This window comes from Nonomuraea sp. NPDC002799, from assembly GCF_053592075.1.
Window position 1 is genome coordinate 24811 of the sequence record NZ_JBSFVA010000059.1, and the last position, 16758, is coordinate 41568.

Here is a 16758-nt window from a genome sequence, read left to right on the forward strand (position 1 = left end):
CTCTCCTTCCGGTGAGCGGGGGCTAGTCGGCCGCGACGAACACGGACCACAACATGCGGATCGGCCGGGTCCGCGAGATGAACTCCAGGCCGTACGTCTCCACGGACGGCGCGGTGGTGAGCGCGAGATCGATGGAGCCGCCGCTGACCGCCATGGCCGCGGCGCTCGTCGAGTTCATGATCAGCACCTTGCCCGGCCGGTAGTGCGCCGGCAGGAGCTGCGCGATGAGCGGGGCGGGGGCCGGATGCGTGGCGATCGTCGGCTCGGGCGGCACCATGTCGTGCCCGCGGGACTTGGCCAGCCCGTACAGCGGGGTGTCCATGATGAAAGCCCCGCCCAGGGCCATCCGGGTGTCCATGTAGAACTCGTTGACGGACCGGTAGGCGTTGGCCACGACGAAGTGGCTGACGCGCCTGTCGAGCAGGGCCTGGGCGGCCTCCTCGTAGGTGTCGAGCAGGCGGATCTCCGGCTCCCCCGGTGCCGGGGAGAGGCGGTCCCACAGCAGGGTGGCCGCCGTCTCGCTGCTCGTGCCCGCGGGGCCGAGCGTCGCGATCGCCTCAAGCGTCACGCGGTCGTGCGCTTCGAGGTCCATCCAGCCGAGTGGTTCCGTGTCGGACCGGTTCATGCGTTCGCCACCGCTTCCGCAACGCCGGTTCGCACCGGGGTGAGCCATCCGTGGGTGTCCTCCCGCTCGGCGCGGACGGCCTGGCCGTACCGGCGGGCGAGGTGGGTGGTGACGGGCCCCGGCGCGCCGGCGCCGATGGGCCGCCCGTTGATCTCGATCACGGGGGTGACGCCGATCCCGGTGCCGGTGAGGAAGACCTCATCGGCCAGCAGCAGGTCCGCCGGATGCAGCGGCGACTCCGCGGCGGGCAGCCCCAGCTCGGCGGCCAGCGTGAGCACGGTGTCCCTGGTGATCCCGGGCAGGATGTCGGCGTCGGCCGGCGGGGTGGCCAGCCGTCCTCCCCGCACCACGAACACGTTGGCCGTGCTCGCCTCGGCGACCTGTCCCGCCTCGTTCAGCAGGATGGCGTCGTCGAAGCCGGCGGCGCGGGCGTCGTCGACGGCCAGCGCGTTGTTGACGTACGCGCCGGTGATCTTGGCCTGTACGGGCAGCGCGGCGCGGCTGGGCCGCCGCCACGAGCTGATCAGGCACCGCACGCCGCCGGGCGGGGCGTAGGCGCCGAGCCGGGAGGCCACGATGGTCACGGCGCCGGACACGCCGCTCAGGTTCACGCCCGGCGGAGTGCCCGGCAGCAGGCCCAGCTTGTACGCCAGCGGCCGGACGTACACGTCGCCCTGGTCGCCGTTGCGCCGCAGCAGCTCGACGGTCACGTCCGTCAGCTCGCCGGCCGTCAGGCCGGGATCGATGCGCAGCAGCCGGCACGAGCGCAGGAAGCGCCGGTAGTGGTCCTGCGCGCGGAACAGATGGGCGTCCTCGCCCCCGGGCGTGGCGTACGCCCTGATCCCCTCGAACACGCCGGTGCCGTAGTGCAGGCCCTGGGTCGTCGGCGGCAGCCCTACCTCCGCGAACGGCGTGAACGCGCCGTCGTGGTAGACCCAGCGGCCGGGCAGGGGCCGCATCACCGCCTCCGGGCGGCGAGGGCGTGGGCGGCGCGCGCCTCACGCTCGTCCCGGGCGGAGTCCCGGCGGCCGGAGCGGCGGTCGACCACTCTGGCGGCCTTCCAGCTCACCATGGCGCCGGTGCTCGTGATGGCGCCGGGGTCGCCGAAGGAGACGACCAGCTCGGCGCCGAGGGTGTCGCGGCACTCCTCGCGGGCCAGGAGCAGCCCGGGGTCGCCGGGGGCGACGTCGCCGTGCAGCACCAGGCCGATGTGCTCGTCCGCCAGCACGACCTGGTAGTCGAGGTAGCCGCGGACGTGCCGCAGCAGCAGGTCCTCCAGGTCGTAGCCGGTGATGCGGCGGCCGTTGACCTCCAGCTGGTCGCCGACGCGGCCGAGCACCTCCACCCGGGGCGCGGGCACGCTCGCGCCCGGCGCCTCGGGGCTCATCCGCACCATGTCGCCGGTCCGGTAGCGGATCAGCGGCTTGGCCCCCTGGTACAGGTTCGTGATCACCAGCTCGCCCTGCCGCACGCCGTCCGGGCCCGCCGGGGCCGGCAGCGTGGTCTCCGGGTCGATGACCTCGTAGTAGTTGATCAGCGGCGCCGTGTAGAGCGCGCCGTCGGCTCCCGACGCGGCCAGCACCGACGCCTCCTGGGAGGCGTAGAGCGCGTTGTAGGCGCGGGCGCCCCACAACTCGCCGATGTTGGCCAGCAGGCTCGGCGAGGCGAGCTCGCCGGTGAGCATGAACACGTCGAGCGAGAAGTCGGCGCGCGGGTCGAGCCCGGCCTCGACCGCCTTCTTGGCCAGCGACAACGCCATCCCGGGTGTGCAGAACAGGCCGGTGATCGGCAGCAGGCGCATGACCTCCAGCGCCCGGCCGAACCCGATCATCGGCGAGTGCGGCCACATCTTGGCCACCGCCAGACCGAGGTTACGGCAGACGTCCCCGAAGGTGTCGCCCGTGGCGTGCAGCTCGGAGGGGCCGGAGACGCCGATCACCTGACGGTCGCCGTACTGGTCGAACACGGTGCCGTAGTAGGCGGTGAGCACGCTGTTGTTGTGCAGGGTGTCGACGTTGTCGCGGGGGCACGGCGTGGAGACCCCGGTCGTGCCGGTGGTCTCGTAGAAGATCCACGCCTCGTGCATCGGGCGCGACAAGATGTCCACGCCGGCGTCGCGCAGGTCCTGTTTGGTGGTGAACGGCACACTCGCGAAGTCGTCGCCCTCGGCCAGGCCGTCCAGCCGGGCCCGGTAGAACGGCGAGCGCCGCCCGGCGTAGGCGAGCGTCGCCCGCAGCCGTTCGGCCTGGTGCCCGGCCAGGCGGCCGGCGTCCCAGCGGCCCGCCAGGAAGTCACGGTGCTGCTCGGACAGAGATCTCGCCAGGTCGGCGAGCTCCGGATGGTAGACGGTGAACATCGGTTATCCCTCACTCCTCAAGATCTGCGACGACCCAGTCGCTGATTTCCCGCCACTGCCGCACGGACTGCTGATGGAAGGGGTGGACCAGATACCGCCGCAGGGCCTCCTCGTCGGAGACCAGGCCCATGACGACGAAGTCGTAGGCGATGTCGCGGTCGGAGACGTTCCTGCCGACCCGCCATTCAAGGAGGTCGCCCACCTGCCGGCCGACCTCGGCCGCCGTCCGCTCGGCCCGGACGACGCACTCGTCCTGCCAGCTGAACTGCGGCTTCAGCTTGAAGAGCACGATGTGCCTGATCACGATCGTTCACCCGCTTCCATCAGAAGGCTGGGAACCGCCGCCTCCAGCCGCGCGCTGAGCTCCCGGACGGTCGTGCCGCGCGCGATCACGTGTCCGAGCCGGTCGTACGCGCTGCGCGGCGGCGACACGCGCGTCCCCGGCTCGGCGGTGACCACGACGCTCTCCACCCCGGGCAGCAGCTCGGCCTCCCGCCAGCCCGCGCCCGTGCGCAGCACGCCGGGGCGTTCGGCGGTCAGGAAGCGCACGCCCGCGTACCCGCGTCGCCTGGTCGCGAGCGTCACCGGCATGCCGGCCGCGCCGCGGAGCTGCTGTTCGAGCAGGTCGAGGCCGTCCACGAGGCGGACCAGCTCCGGGATCATGCCGCCGGCCAGGCGCGGGTTGATCTCGACGAGCGCCACGCCGTCCGGCAGCAGCTTCACCTCCGTGTGGGTGGGGCCGTCCCGGACGCCGACCGCCGCGAGCGCCGCCTGCGTGGTCGCGACGATCGCCTCGCCCTCCAGCGGGGTGAGCGGGGCCGGGTAGACGTGCCCGGACTCCACGAAGTACGGGTGCCCGGTCAGCGTCTTGGCCACGACGCCCACGCAGGTCGGCTCCCCACGGACGTGGAAGGTCTCGACGCTGAACTCGGGACCCCGCAGGTACTCCTCCAGCAGCACCGCCCCGGCGGACGGCTGGCCGCGCACGTTCGTCCGCACCGCCAGCACCCGGCCGGCGTGGTCGAGCGTCTCCTCCTCGCTCTCGCACAGCCGTACGTGCTCAGACCCCGAGCCGTCCACCGGCTTGGCCACGCACGGCAGCCCGACCCGGGCGAGCGCGGCGGGGATCTGGCCCGGCTCCGTGACCACCTCGAACCTGGGCTGCCGCACCCCCGCCCCGGCCAGCTCCCGGCGCATCCTGCCCTTGTCGCGGCAGAGCCGCACGACCTCCGGCGGATTGCCGGGCAGGCCCAGGGCGGCCGCCAGCTCGGCGGCGGCGGCCACGTAGAAGTCGCTGGTCGTGGTCACGCCGCACAACCGGCCGGCCCAGCGGGTCACGGCCGCGCGCAGCTCCGCCGGGTCGTTGGTGTCGCAGCGCACCACCTCGGCCCCGGAGCCGGCCAGCCCCCGGTAGCGCTCGGGCCGGCCGGTGAAGAACAGCGGCTCCAGCCCGAGGTCCCTGGCGGTCCGCAGGGCCATCATCCCGGTGCCGGTGGTGTTGGCCTCTATGAAGGCAAGGCAGCGGCGCATCTCGACTCCCTGCGTCTCGATCCTGGGAAGCAGTACGACCAGTCGCGCACCGTCTCCGACGCGCTCACCTCCACGGGCGCGGCGGCGGCGGGCAGGCGGTGCAGTTCCTTCTCCAGCCAGTGCGTCTCGTCGTAGACGGTGGCGGCGTAGCGGTCGCCGCGGTCGGCCATGATGGCCACGATCTTGGTTCCGGGCGGCTCGACGGCCGCCAGGTGGCTGAGCACCCGGTAGACCGAGCCCGAGGTGTTGCCGCCGAAGATCTGCTGCTCGGCGGCCAGGGCCAGGGTCGACTCGAACGCCTCGCGGTCGTTGAGCCAGTGCACCTCGTCGATCACGGAGTGGTCGACGTTCGCCGGCACCAGGCTGTTGCCCAGCCCGCCCTGCAGCCGGCCGGGCAGGTCGGGCTGGCCGAAGATGACGCTGCCGACGCAGTCCACCCCCACCGTCCACAACTCCGGCAGCCGCTCGCGCAGCGCGTTCGCGGTGCCGCACAGCGACCCGCCGCTGCCCACCGCGCCGACCAGCACGTCCACGTGCCCGAGGTCGGCGATCAGCTCCTCGGCCAGCGTGCGGTAGGCCCGCGGGTTGTCCGGGTTGCTGTACTGCCGGGGCCAGAAGGAGCCGGGCAGCGTGGCCCGCAGCTCGGCCAGGCGCTCCAGCCGGGCGCTCTGCCAGCCCTGCGCGGTCATCCGCTCCACGATGTGCACGTAGCAGCCCAGCGCGCGCAGCTTGGTCAGGGTGATCGGGTCGATCCGCGGGTCGGTGACGATGTGCACCGGATGGCCGAGGGCGGTGCCGACCAGGGCGACGCCCAGCGCCATCGTCCCGGACGAGCTCTCCACGATGGGCGCGCCCGGGGCCAGCTCCCCGCTCTCGCGCGCGGCCAGGACGACCTGCCGCGCGACGCGGTCCTTCATGGCGAACGGGTTCTGCAGCTCCAGCTTGGCGTACGCGCCCGTCCCCGGCAGGGCGAGCCTGACCAGCGGGGTGTGCCCGATGGCGGCGATCATGTCCTGGTGAAGCATCGAACCTCCTCGGGCACGGCGAGCGAGTGATAGACGTGGGCGTGGCCGGCCAGCCGGACGCAGGCCCGCCTGGCACGGTCGAGCTGGTCGGGGAAGCGCGGATCGGCGTCGTCCAGCAGCAGCCCGACGGCGGTGCCGCTGTGCGCGACCGCGATGCCGAGCCCGCCGACCGCCTCGCAGACGGCCCGCATCGGCTCGATCGTGCGCTTGGGGTTGAGCCGCTGGTTCAGCACGGCGCTGCGGGTGGCGACCCGGCCGATCTCCTTGGTGTCGCCCGCCGACACGGCCACGACCAGCGTGTCCAGCAGCCGCTCGTACTCCCGCAGGTCGGCCGGGAGGAACGGCTTGGGCAACCGGTTGAAGGCGATGGTGTCGACCTTGCCGCCCTCGTCCACGCTGACGATCGTCATCGGCGGCAGGTGGCCCAGCCTGGCCAGCAGGCGGACCTCGCGGTGCAGGAAGGCGACGACGCCGTCGTACATGACGCCGTCGGTGGGCTCGATCGGCCGCAGCAGCGCCTCGATCTCGGCCGGGTCCGGCGTGGCGCCGACGGCCTCGCCGACCGCGCGGGCGGTGGCCACCAGGTCGGCCGATGAGCTGCTGAAGCCCTTGCCCTCGGGCAGGTCGCTCTCCACCGTCAGCACGCCGCCGCAGCGCGCGTCGCGCAGCTCCAGCATGCTCCTGGCGGCCCTGAGCGACTTCAGCTTGTGCGCCGGCCGGACCTCGACCTCGTCGGTGCCGAGGTCGAGGTGGAAGACCGCGCGGCTGAAGCGCGGGATGGGCAGCGTGACGAGGAAGTCGACGGATCCGGTCAGCCGGCCCTGCAAGAGCTCGCCGAAGGTGCCGTACGCGATGCCGGTGCCGATCACGTCCCCTCCCCTGCTCCGAGCAGCTCGTTCACGTGGGCCGGTGCGGTCCGCGCGACGTGGCGGCGGGCCGCCCACTCCTTGTCCAGCGACTCCAGCTCCAGCTCCTGGCCGGCCAGCATCCGCCGGACCGACTCCGGCGAGGCCGAGCCGGCGGACCGCTTGCGCCGCAGCTCGGCCTCGGGCGCGTGCAGGTCCGCGAGCAGCGCGCCGGGATCCCGGAGCGGATGGCCGTGCTCCCGCGCGATCCCGGCCAGCAGCCCGGCACCGGTGGCACCGTTGCTGATTTGCTCGGGATGCCCGGCACCGTTGCGGCCCTGCTCGGGAGGCCCGGCGTCGGTGGCACCGTTGCGGCTTTGCTCGGGAGGCCCGGAGCCGGCGATGTAGAGGCCGGCGATCACCTGGGCGGTCCGCCAGGGCACGCCCTCCTCCAGGGTCAGCCGGTTGGCCAGGGAGAACCCGCCGAGGAACTCGCCCGTGCACCCCGCCAGCCCCCGCTCGGCGGGGAAGATCATGTGGCGCAGCGCCAGCGCGAGCAGCCGCAGCGCGCTCTCCAGCGACTGCGTCGCGGTCAGGAGCTGCGCGCCGCCCTCCTTGGCGGCCTCGACCGTGTTGCTGTACGGAGTGCCGCGCTGGGCGGCGCACACGTCGACGTACCAGGACAGCAGGTGCGCGGTCTTGCCGCGGATGCGTTCGAAGATCGGATAGTTCTTCTTCTGCGGCATCGCCGAGGAGATGCCGGCCAGCTCGTCGGGCAGCTCGACGAGGCCGTGCCGCCCGCCCGCCCACGTCATCAGGTCGGTCACGAACCGGTTCAGTCCGGTGGCGAAGGTCGCGCACTCACCGGCCAGCTCCGTCAGCCACGCGCGGGAGGCGACGCCGGCCAGGGCGTGCGTCACGGGCCCGGCGAAGCCGAGCAGCTCCGCCATGGCGTCCCGGTCCCAGGGCAGTTCCTGCCCGGCCATGGCGCCGGACCCCAGGGGCGAGCGGTCGGCGTGGTCGTAGGTCGCCAGCAGCCGGCGCGCGCCGTGCAGCAGGTGCTCCACCAGTGCGGTGAGGTAGAAGCCCGGCGTGATGACCTGCGCCGCCTGCAGATGCGTGTATCCGGGCATCGGCGCGTCGGTGTGCGCGACCGCCAGCTCGTGCGCGGCGGCGGCGCAGGCGAGCAGCTCTTCGGCGATCCGCACCATCCGTTCCCGGCCGAACATGAGCTGCGCGCACGCCTGCGCGTCGTTCCTGCTGCGGTCGACATGCCAGGCGGGCGCCGGGTTCGCCCGGCTCACCAGGCGTTCGACGCCGAACGACAGATCGGACATGTTCTCGTGCGGATCGGCCGTGAGCTCCCCCGGCTCGATCCCGTCGAGCACGCGGGCGATCACCCGGGTCTCGTCCGCGGTCAGGATGCCCATCCGCCGGTACTCGGCCAGGAGCACCTTCTCGATGTGCAGATAGTGCGGGAGCAGGTGCCGCACGTCGTGGGAGAACTGCGGCTCAAGCACTTCCTCGTGCAGCAGAGTCGCGGGGGCGCCGCCAATCCGGCCCGTCAGTCTAGCCATGGCGGAAAAGCTAGGGGCGCTCCTTATCGCGGCGTTTTCAGCCGTTTATGAAATGGCGGCGATATGGCGCGGATAAACGGCGTCCATAGCCTCCCGGGTAAAGCCGAAGGAGGTGGCTCGGGTGGACCCGGAGAACCCGCAGGAGGCGTCCGCGCCGACGCGTGTGCCACGGTGGCACAGCCGCGAGACCGTACGGACCGGAACGGGCGAGGTGACGGTGTCGCTGCCTCCCGGCCTGCTCGCCACGGCCGGCGGCCCGCTGCCCGCGGTGCTGCTGGCCGCGCACGCCAGGGTGCTGGCGACGCTGGCGGGCGAGACGCGCGTGGTCACCGGCTACCGGCCCGAGGGGGCCGCCGCGGCGGTGACGTGCCGCCTCGACGTGCGGGACGGCTCGTGGGCGGAGCTGATCGACGCGGCGGCCCGCGCCGCGCGCCAGGACACCGCCCCGGCGACCGGGCCCATGGAGACCGTCCTGGACCTGAACAGCCCCGGCGACGGCCCTGACGACTCCGACAGCGGCCACGACGGCGGCCCTGATGGCGGCCCTGACGGCGGCCACGACGCCGACGCCGAGGCCGTGCTCCGGGTGGGCGTGGACGTGCCCGGGGAGCGGATCCGGCTGCGCTACCGCCGGGACTCGATGGATGGCGGGCACGCCACCAGGATCGCCGGCTACTACCGGCGGGCGCTGGAGCTGCTGGCCGGCGATCGGGCCGCCCCCCACGGCGGGCGGAGCCTGCTGTCGGAGGCGGAGCTGCGCCACCAGCTCGACGTGCTCGCCGGCGCGCCGCGCGCGCTGCCGGACCGCCGCTTCCACGAACTGTTCGAGGAGCGGGTACGCCGCCACCCTGCCGCCATCGCCGCCGAGCAGGGTCCGGCCGCCTGGACGTACGCCGAGCTCAACGCCCGCGCCAACCGGATCGCCTGGACGCTCCTCGACCGCGGCCTGGCCGCCGAGGACGTCGTGGCCGTGATCGGCGAGCGTGACCTGGACTGGATGGCCTCGGTCATCGGCGTGTTCAAGGCGGGCGGGGTGTACCTGCCGGTCGAGCCGCACTTCCCGGCCGAGCGGGTGGCCACGATGCTGGAGCGCTCCTCCTGCCGTCACGTCCTGGCCCCCGGCCCGGTCGCGGGCGGCCGGGCGGCGATCACGTACGCGGACTGCCAGGCCCATCCCCGCGACCACGACCCCGAGGTCCCGGTGGCGGCCGGCCAGGGCGCCTACATCTACTTCACCTCCGGCTCCACCGGCCTGCCCAAGGGGGCCTTGTGCGAGCACGCGGGCATGCTCAACCATCTGCACGCCAAGATCGGCGATCTGGAGATCGGCCCCGGGCAGGTGGTCGCGCAGACGGCCCCGCAGTGCTTCGACATCTCGCTCTGGCAACTCCTGGCCGCCCCGCTGGCCGGGGCGCGCACGCTGATCGTCGAGCAGGACGTCGTGCTCGACGTGCGCCGCTTCGCCGCGACGATGGCCGAGCGCCGGGTCAACGTGGCGCAGCTCGTCCCGTCGTACCTGGAGGCCGTGCTCACCCACCTCGACGACGAGCCGCGTGACCTGCCGGACCTGCGCTTCCTGTCGGTGACCGGGGAGGCGGTGAAGAAGGAGCTGCTGTCGCGCTGGTTCGCCCGCTTCCCGGGGGTCGGGGTGCTCAACGCGTACGGGCTGACCGAGACGCACGACGACACCAACCACGAGCTGCTGCGCCGGCCCCCGGACGGGGACGGCGTGCCCATCGGGGCGCCGATCGGCGGCGCGCGCGTCTACGTCCTGGACGAGGGCGACCGGCCGGTCCCGCTCGGCTCGCCGGGCGAGATCGCCTTCTCCGGGCGCTGCGTGGCGCGCTGCTACGTCGGCGACCCGGAGCGCACGCTGCTGGCGTTCGCCGGCGACCCGCACCGGCCGGGCGAGCGCCTGTACCGGTCGGGCGACTTCGGATACTGGCGGCCCGACGGCAAGCTGGCCTTCCTCGGCCGCAGGGACGGGCAGGTCAAGATCCGCGGGCACCGGATCGAGCTCGGCGAGGTCGAGAGCGCGCTGGCGGACGTGCCGGGGATCCGTGACGGCGCGGTGGTCGTGGCCGAGACCACGGACAGCGGCCGGCAGCTCGTCGCCTTCTACACGGCCGACCCGGCCCTCGCAGCGGACGTGGCGCGGGCCGCGCTGTCGGAGACGTTGCCGGCGTACATGGTGCCCGCGCGGGCGCACTGGATGGAGTCGTTGCCGCTGACCGCGAACGGGAAGATCGACAAGAGGCGGCTGGCCGGGCTGGCGCGGGAGTCGTGGCAGGCGTCGTCGGCGTACGAGCCGCCCGTGACGGCGACCGAGCGGCGCCTGGCCGCGCTCTGGGCCCGGGTCCTGCGCGTTCCCGAGGACCGCGTCGGGCGCGGCGACGACTTCTTCGCCCTGGGCGGGACGTCGCTGTCGGCGATCGGCTTCCTGGCCAAGCTGGGCGCGCAGGCCACGCCCAGGACGCTCGCCGCGTACCCCGTGCTCGCCGACTTCGCATCATTCATCGACGGAGGTAGCCACGACATGCCCGACACCGCCCTCATCCCCGAGCGGCCCGCCCTTGACCGACTCGCCCCCGAACGACTCGCCGCCGAGCAGCCCGCTCCTGAGCCCCTCGCCTCCGACCGGCCGCCCTGGCCGGGCTCGGCCACCGGCCGGCCGGCCGCGCCGGCGGCCGGCCGCGACCACCCGCCCACGCTGACCCTGGCCCCTGGCCGGCCGGCCGTGCTCGCCGCGCCGGCCGGGGCGGACGCCGCCTGGCTGCGCGAGCAGGACCCGGCGGCGCTCGCCGCCGAGCACGGCGCGGTCCTCGTCCGGGGGCTCGCCCTGGACGGGATCGCGGGCATGCGGCGGGTGGCGAGCGAGCTGCTCGGCGAGCCGATGCCCGAGCGGGAGGGCTTCGCCCCGCGCCACGACCACGGCGGCGGGGTGTACTCCTCCTCGCTCTGGCCGCCGGACCAGCCGATGTGCATGCACCACGAGCTGAGCCACCTGGCCGAGCCGCCCCGGTTGTTGCTGTTCGGCTGCCGCACGGCGCCCGCGAGCGGCGGGATCACCGCGCTGGCCGACGCCGCGGCCGTGCTGGAGCGGCTGCCCGGCGAGCTGGTCGAGCGGTTCGAACGCGAAGGCTGGGTGCTGACCCGGCACTACAACGACGACATCGGGGTGCCCTGGCAGGACGCCTTCGGCACCACCGATCCGGCCCGCGTGGAAGCGTACTGCCGCGACCACGGGATCGAGGCCGAGTGGCGGGACGGCGGGCTGTCGACGCGGCAGCGCAGGCCCGCCGTCATCACCCACCCGGTCACCGGGCGGCGCTGCTGGTTCAACCAGGTCGCCTTCCTGAACGCCTGGACGATGAGCCCGGAGGTGCGCGAGTACCTCGTGGAGGTGTACGGCCCCGGCCGCCTGCCGTTCAACACCTTCTACGGCGACGGCGAGCCGATCGGCCCCGAGGAGGTCGAGCTGATCAACAAGGTCTACGAGACGTGCACGGTACGCGAGCCGTGGCGCGACGGCGACCTGATGATCGTCGACAACCTGCGCACCGCCCACAGCCGCGAGCCCTATGAGGGCCCGCGCGAGATCCTGGTGTCCATGGGCCACCCCACGGCGGTGACCCGATGACCGGCGGCGGGATCGTCGTCGAGGGCCTGACCAAGCGCTTCGGCGAGGTGGCGGCGCTCAAGGGCGTCGACCTCGACGTGCCCGCCGGGACCGTGCTGGGCCTGCTCGGCCCCAACGGCGCGGGCAAGACCACGATCGTCAGGATCCTGTCCACCCTGGAGCGCCCGGACTCGGGCCGCGCCGTGGTCGCCGGGCACGACGTCATGCGCGACCCCCAGGGCGTCCGGCAGGTGATCGCGGTCGTCGGCCAGTACGCCACGATCGACGAGGGCATCTCGGGCCGCGAGAACCTCTACATGCTGGCCCGGCTGCTCGGCGAGAGCCCGCGCCGGGCCAGGGCCCGCGCCGACGAGATGCTGGAGCTGTTCGGCCTGAGCGCCTCCGGCGCCCGTACGGCGAAGGGCTACTCCGGCGGCATGCGCCGCCGCCTCGACCTGGCCGCCAGCCTGATCGGCCGCCCGCGGATCCTCTACCTCGACGAGCCGTCCACCGGGCTCGACCCGCGCAGCCGCAAGGAGTTGTGGGACGTCATCCGCACCATGACCGACGACGGCATGACCCTGCTGCTGACCACCCAGCACATGGAGGAGGCGGAGGTGCTCGCCGACGACGTGGTCGTGGTGGACCACGGCCGGGTCATCGCCCGCGGCACCCCCAAGGAGCTGCGCTCCCGGGTCGGCGGCCAGCTTCTGTACGCGCAGACCGCGCTGGGAGACCTGGCCGAGGCCAGGGCCGCGCTGGCCCGCGCCGGTCTGACCCCGGTGGCCGCACCCTCCGACGCGTCCGGGGAGAACGTGCTGCACATGGCGCTGGCCCGCGACGAAGACCTGACCACCGCCCTGCGGGCCCTGGCCGGCGCCAATGTCACGGTCACCGGGTTCGGCACCCGCACGCCCAGCCTCGACGAGGTCTTCCTCGCGCTGACCAGGGAGGACTCATGAACCGCTCGCCGAAGGACGCGTTCAGGGACGCCGCCGTGATGACCCGGCGCAACCTCGTCCAGATCAAGGGCGAGCCCGGCCTGCTGCTCGACGCGACGGTGACCCCGGTGGTCATCTCGGTCATCTTCGTCGCCGTGTTCGGCGCCGCCATCGCGGGCAACGTGACGGACTACGCCCAGTATTTCATCCCGGGCATCATGGCCATCAACCTGATGATCATCTCCAGGACCACGGGCGTCGGGATGTCCGTGGACTTCAACTCCGGGGTCGTCGACCGGTTCCGCTCGCTGCCCATCTCCAGGTCGGCGGTGCTGACGGGCCGGGTCATCGCCGACAGCATGCGGATGTTGCTGAGCCTCGTCGTCATCATCGGCTGCTCGACGCTCATCGGGTTCCGGCTGCTCGGCGGGATGGCGGGCACGCTCGGCGCGGTCGCGCTGCTCATGGGCTTCGGCATCGCCATGTCGTGGATCGCGGTCTTCATCGGGGTCTCCGTCCGCAGCATCACCACCGTCTCGACGGTGACCTCCCTGTGGGTGCTGCCCTTCCAGTTCGGCAGCTCCGCGCTCGTGCCGACCGACGGCATGCCCACGTGGCTGCGCGTCTTCGCCGATCTCAACCCCATCACGCTGGTCGTGGACGCCTCGCGCGGACTGCTCGACGGCCACGCCAGCCCGCAGTCGATCACCGGCGCGATCGCCTGGATCACCGCGATTCTCGTGGTGTTCGCCCCGATGTCGGTCGCGCGCTTCTACCGGCGCGCGTGACGCATGCACTCAGGTGCGCAAGTCAATTCACGAGAACGGATGGATTCCCATGCTCAAGAAAGTTGTCATCGTCGGCGGCGGAACTGCGGGCTGGATGACGGCCGCGTATTTGCGGGCGGCATTCGGGAGCAACATCGCGGTCACGGTGGTCGAGTCGAAGAGAATCTCGCCGATCGGTGTCGGCGAGGCCACTTTCAGCACCATTCGGCATTTCTTCGGCTTCCTCGGCCTGCGTGAGCAGGATTGGATGCCGCACTGCAACGCGACGTACAAGCTCGGCATCCGGTTCGAGAACTGGCGGGAGCCCGGCCACCACTTCTACCACCCGTTCGAGCGGCTGCGGGTCGTCGACGGCTTCCCGCTGACGGACTGGTGGGTGCACAAGCGGCCCGGCGACCGTTTCGACCGGGACGCGTTCCTGATGGCGGCCATCGCCGACGCCGATCGCTCGCCGCGCTACCTCGACGGCCGGCTGTTCGAGCAGGACTTCGTGGAGAACCCCGAGCCCGAGGGCATCCGGACCACGCTGTCGGAGCAGGGCACCCAGTTCCCCTACGCCTACCACTTCGACGCGGCGCTGCTGGCCGCCTTCCTGGCCGAGCACGCCAAGGAGCGCGGCGCGGTACAGATCCTCGACGACGTCCTGGACGTGGGCCGCGACCAGCGCGGCTGGATCAGCCACGTGCAGACGCGGGAGCACGGCCAGGTCGAGGGCGACCTGTTCATCGACTGCACCGGCTTCCGCGGCCTGCTCATCAACCAGGCGCTGGAGGAGCCGTTCATCTCCTTCCAGGAGAACCTGCCGAACGACAGCGCCGTCGCGCTGCGCGTGCCGGTGGACATGGAACGCCGGGGACTGCGGCCCTGCACCACGGCCACCGCCCAGGAGGCGGGCTGGATCTGGACCATCCCGCTGTACGGCCGCATCGGCACCGGCTACGTGTACGCCGGCGACTACTGCTCACCGGAGGAGGCCGAGCGCACGCTGCGCGAGTTCGTCGGGCCCGAGGCGGACGACATGGAGGCCAACCACATCAAGATGCGCATCGGCCGCACCCGGCGCTCCTGGGTGGGCAACTGCGTGGCCATCGGCCTGTCCAGCGGGTTCGTCGAGCCCCTGGAGTCCACCGGGATCTTCTTCATCCAGAACGGCATCGAGCAGCTCGTCAAGCACTTCCCGGCCGCCGACTGGGATCCCGCGCTGCGGGACGCGTACAACCTGTCGGTGACGCGGGCGATCGAGGGGGTGCGCGAGTTCCTCGTCCTGCACTATCGGGGCGCCGCGCGCAACGACAACCGGTACTGGCGCGACGCCAAGACCAGGGCGGTCCCGGACGGGTTCGCCGAGCGCATGGAGCAGTGGAAGGCGAAGCTGCCCACGGAGTCCTCGATCTTCCCCCACTACCACGGCTTCGAGGCGTACTCCTACCTGGCGATCCTGCTCGGTCTCGGCGGGCAGGCGGTCAAGCCGGCGCCGGCGCTGGCGCTCATGGACGGCACGGCGGCCGACAAGGAGTTCCAGTTGATCAGGGATCAGTCCAGGGATCTGGTCAAGAGCCTGCCCAGCCAGTACGAATACCTCTCCCAGATGCGCTGATGGCCGTGGCAACCCTGCTCGTGGCCGCGGCCACCGTCGTCGTCGTCCTCGTCGCGCGGCTGCTCGCCCGCCTGACCCGCCAGCCGGCGGTGGTCGTCGAGATCGCGCTCTGCCTGGCCTTCGGCTGGCTCCTGCTGCCGCACGTGGAGTGGGGCGGCCTGCCCTGGGGCGGGCCGCCCGCCTGGGGGCTGCTCGGCCAGGCCGGCCATCTGGGCGTGGCCCTGTTCCTGGTGGGCACGGGGCACGGGATGCGGGCGGGCCTCGACCGCCGCCTCCTGCGGGCCGCCACGGGCCTGTCGATCGGCTCGGCCGTCATCCCGCTGACCGCCGGCGTCCTGGTGGCGTGGTGGCTGATCGAGGGCGGCGACCCGATGTTGCGCGGCGACGCGCCCGCCGTCGCGTTCACGCTGATGGTGGCGGTCGCGCTGACGGTCACCGCGGTGCCCGTCCTGGCCGGGATCCTGCGGGATCGCCGCATGGAGCACACCGAGGAGGGGCGGCTGTCGCTGCTGAGCGCCTCGGGCATCGACGTCGTGACGTGGGTGCTGCTCGCGATCGCTCTCGGGGCGGCGCACGGCGGCGGCCCGGCCGCCGCGCTGGCCGTGCTGGTGGCGGGGGCGGGCGCCGCGCTGCTGCTGCGGCGGCTGGTGCCGCGCTCGCTGGCGGGCAGGTTCCCCCGGGCCGCGCCGGTCGTGGTGGGCGCCGTCGCGTGGGCGGCGGCCACCGCGACCGGCGGCTTCGGGCTCACCGAGGTCTTCGGCGCGGTGCTCGTCGGCCTGGCGCTGCCCGCCGAGGAGCGTCCCGGCCCGTGGGCGAGGGTGGCGGAGCTGCTGGGGCGGATCGGCCGCACGATGTTGCCGGTGCTCTTCGTCAGCACCGGCGCCGCGCTGGCGGCGGCCCCCGGTGGCGCCTTCTCCTGGCCGGCGGCGCTGGTGGTCACCGTCGTGGCGATCGCGGCCAAGATGGGCGGCAGCTACGCGGGGGCCCGCGCCGGGGGCCGGTCGCCGGCCTCGGGCGCGCGGCTCGCCGTGCTGATGAACACGAGGGGCCTGACGGAGATCGTCATCCTCCAGGCCGGTTACAGCGCCGGTCTCCTGCCGTCGGGGCTGTACCTGGCGTTTCTCCTCATGGCCCTGATCACGACCGGGCTCAGCGGTGTGCTGCTGAACGCGGCCGACCGATACGTGCCGATCGCGAAGGACGATCCCATGGAACCGAACATCACACCGGCCGCGAGGAGGTGACGCGGCATGACCGTACTCCGGAGTGAGGCCACGGCCCCGGCCGCGGATCGTCTCCCTGGCCGCTTCCGCGGCTTCATGGCCGGCTTCCCGAGCGGAGTGGCGATCATCACCGCCACGGACCGGCTGGGCAAGCACTGGGGCATGACCTGCTCGGCGATGTGCAGCGCCAGCGTCGAGCCGCCGACGCTGATCATCGGCGTCCGCGCGGCGAGCCCGACGTTGCGGGCGCTGCTCGACAGCGGTCGCTTCGCCGTCAACCTGCTGCACGAGCGGGCCAGGGAGACGGCGGAGCTGTTCGCCTCCGGGGATCCGGACCGCTTCGACCTGGTGGCGTGGGAGCACGAGAGCGGGTACGGCGGCCCGCATCTGTACGAGGCGGCGCACTCGGTGGCGGACTGCCGGGTGACCCAGAGTGTGCCGGTGGGGCCGCAGCGCATGGTGTTCGGCGAGCCGTTCCGCATCTCCACCCTGACCGAGGCCCGGCCCCTGCTGTACGGCCTGCGCCGCTACGGCCACTGGCCGGCCGGCGGCTGACCGGGGCCACCCGGGACCGGGGGCGGGGTGGGGGGGGGGGGGCCCCCCCCCCGCCCCCCGGGGGGAGGGGGGCCGCG

14 protein-coding genes are annotated in these 16758 nt (G+C 73.1%); 6 read left to right on the forward strand and 8 right to left on the reverse strand.

The annotated features are described in order from the left end of the window. Window positions 1-22: 22 nt before the first annotated feature. Genes ACWD0F_RS48665 through ACWD0F_RS48700 form a run of 8 tightly spaced genes read right to left on the reverse strand, consistent with a single transcriptional unit; the run spans window position 23 to window position 7958 of the window. A complete protein-coding gene (locus tag ACWD0F_RS48665; protein WP_449889473.1) occupies window positions 23-625 on the reverse strand; it encodes a hypothetical protein in 603 nt (200 codons plus the stop codon). Continuing rightward, complete coding sequence (locus ACWD0F_RS48670) at window positions 622-1584, reverse strand: branched-chain amino acid transaminase (protein ID WP_449889474.1); 963 nt, start codon at window positions 1582-1584, stop codon at window positions 622-624. The genes ACWD0F_RS48665 and ACWD0F_RS48670 overlap by 4 nt, the downstream gene beginning before the upstream one ends. Next, window positions 1584-2981: a phenylacetate--CoA ligase family protein gene (locus ACWD0F_RS48675; RefSeq protein ID WP_449889476.1), complete on the reverse strand. Its 1398-nt coding sequence runs from the start codon at window positions 2979-2981 to the stop codon at window positions 1584-1586. The genes ACWD0F_RS48670 and ACWD0F_RS48675 overlap by 1 nt, the downstream gene beginning before the upstream one ends. A gap of 10 nt (window positions 2982-2991) precedes the next feature. Continuing rightward, window positions 2992-3285: a Dabb family protein gene (locus ACWD0F_RS48680; protein WP_449889479.1), complete on the reverse strand. Its 294-nt coding sequence runs from the start codon at window positions 3283-3285 to the stop codon at window positions 2992-2994. Continuing rightward, complete coding sequence (locus ACWD0F_RS48685) at window positions 3282-4511, reverse strand: ATP-grasp domain-containing protein (RefSeq protein WP_449889481.1); 1230 nt, start codon at window positions 4509-4511, stop codon at window positions 3282-3284. Before ACWD0F_RS48685 ends, ACWD0F_RS48680 begins: the two co-directional genes overlap by 4 nt. Beyond that, window positions 4487-5536, reverse strand: a complete 1050-nt coding sequence (locus ACWD0F_RS48690; protein ID WP_449889483.1) for a PLP-dependent cysteine synthase family protein — start codon at window positions 5534-5536, stop codon at window positions 4487-4489. Before ACWD0F_RS48690 ends, ACWD0F_RS48685 begins: the two co-directional genes overlap by 25 nt. Then, window positions 5518-6405: a GHMP family kinase ATP-binding protein gene (locus ACWD0F_RS48695; protein ID WP_449889485.1), complete on the reverse strand. Its 888-nt coding sequence runs from the start codon at window positions 6403-6405 to the stop codon at window positions 5518-5520. Before ACWD0F_RS48695 ends, ACWD0F_RS48690 begins: the two co-directional genes overlap by 19 nt. Next, window positions 6402-7958 (reverse strand): lyase family protein, encoded by a 1557-nt coding sequence (locus tag ACWD0F_RS48700; RefSeq protein ID WP_449889487.1) that lies wholly within the window; start codon window positions 7956-7958, stop codon window positions 6402-6404. The genes ACWD0F_RS48695 and ACWD0F_RS48700 overlap by 4 nt, the downstream gene beginning before the upstream one ends. Window positions 7959-8079: 121 nt before the next feature. On the opposite strand from ACWD0F_RS48700, the gene ACWD0F_RS48705 reads away from it, so the two are divergent. The 6 genes from ACWD0F_RS48705 to ACWD0F_RS48730 are packed head-to-tail and all read left to right on the forward strand — an operon-like array spanning window position 8080 to window position 16681. Then, window positions 8080-11598 carry a non-ribosomal peptide synthetase gene (locus tag ACWD0F_RS48705; RefSeq protein ID WP_449889489.1) on the forward strand — a complete coding sequence of 1173 codons (3519 nt, stop codon included), beginning with the start codon at window positions 8080-8082 and terminating at the stop codon, window positions 11596-11598. Further along, a complete protein-coding gene (locus tag ACWD0F_RS48710; RefSeq protein WP_449889491.1) occupies window positions 11595-12539 on the forward strand; it encodes an ATP-binding cassette domain-containing protein in 945 nt (314 codons plus the stop codon). Before ACWD0F_RS48705 ends, ACWD0F_RS48710 begins: the two co-directional genes overlap by 4 nt. Continuing rightward, a complete protein-coding gene (locus ACWD0F_RS48715; protein WP_449889493.1) occupies window positions 12536-13306 on the forward strand; it encodes an ABC transporter permease in 771 nt (256 codons plus the stop codon). The genes ACWD0F_RS48710 and ACWD0F_RS48715 overlap by 4 nt, the downstream gene beginning before the upstream one ends. 49 nt (window positions 13307-13355) lie before the next feature. Then, complete coding sequence (locus tag ACWD0F_RS48720) at window positions 13356-14903, forward strand: tryptophan halogenase family protein (RefSeq protein ID WP_449889495.1); 1548 nt, start codon at window positions 13356-13358, stop codon at window positions 14901-14903. Continuing rightward, a complete protein-coding gene (locus ACWD0F_RS48725; RefSeq protein ID WP_449889497.1) occupies window positions 14903-16147 on the forward strand; it encodes a cation:proton antiporter in 1245 nt (414 codons plus the stop codon). The genes ACWD0F_RS48720 and ACWD0F_RS48725 overlap by 1 nt, the downstream gene beginning before the upstream one ends. Before the next feature lie 6 nt (window positions 16148-16153). Beyond that, window positions 16154-16681 carry a flavin reductase family protein gene (locus tag ACWD0F_RS48730; RefSeq protein WP_449889498.1) on the forward strand — a complete coding sequence of 176 codons (528 nt, stop codon included), beginning with the start codon at window positions 16154-16156 and terminating at the stop codon, window positions 16679-16681. Window positions 16682-16758: the final 77 nt, after the last annotated feature.

What these genes read in the sequence shown, in the direction of transcription:
- ACWD0F_RS48670 (WP_449889474.1), bottom strand. Translation starts at nt 1,584, where the DNA reads ATGCGGCCCCTGCCCGGCCGCTGGGTCTACCACGACGGCGCGTTCACG.
- ACWD0F_RS48715 (WP_449889493.1), top strand. Translation starts at nt 12,536, where the DNA reads ATGAACCGCTCGCCGAAGGACGCGTTCAGGGACGCCGCCGTGATGACC.
- ACWD0F_RS48675 (WP_449889476.1), bottom strand. Translation starts at nt 2,981, where the DNA reads ATGTTCACCGTCTACCATCCGGAGCTCGCCGACCTGGCGAGATCTCTG.
- ACWD0F_RS48685 (WP_449889481.1), bottom strand. Translation starts at nt 4,511, where the DNA reads ATGCGCCGCTGCCTTGCCTTCATAGAGGCCAACACCACCGGCACCGGG.
- ACWD0F_RS48725 (WP_449889497.1), top strand. Translation starts at nt 14,903, where the DNA reads ATGGCCGTGGCAACCCTGCTCGTGGCCGCGGCCACCGTCGTCGTCGTC.
- ACWD0F_RS48710 (WP_449889491.1), top strand. Translation starts at nt 11,595, where the DNA reads ATGACCGGCGGCGGGATCGTCGTCGAGGGCCTGACCAAGCGCTTCGGC.
- ACWD0F_RS48720 (WP_449889495.1), top strand. Translation starts at nt 13,356, where the DNA reads ATGCTCAAGAAAGTTGTCATCGTCGGCGGCGGAACTGCGGGCTGGATG.
- ACWD0F_RS48700 (WP_449889487.1), bottom strand. Translation starts at nt 7,958, where the DNA reads ATGGCTAGACTGACGGGCCGGATTGGCGGCGCCCCCGCGACTCTGCTG.
- ACWD0F_RS48665 (WP_449889473.1), bottom strand. Translation starts at nt 625, where the DNA reads ATGAACCGGTCCGACACGGAACCACTCGGCTGGATGGACCTCGAAGCG.
- ACWD0F_RS48730 (WP_449889498.1), top strand. Translation starts at nt 16,154, where the DNA reads ATGACCGTACTCCGGAGTGAGGCCACGGCCCCGGCCGCGGATCGTCTC.
- ACWD0F_RS48690 (WP_449889483.1), bottom strand. Translation starts at nt 5,536, where the DNA reads ATGCTTCACCAGGACATGATCGCCGCCATCGGGCACACCCCGCTGGTC.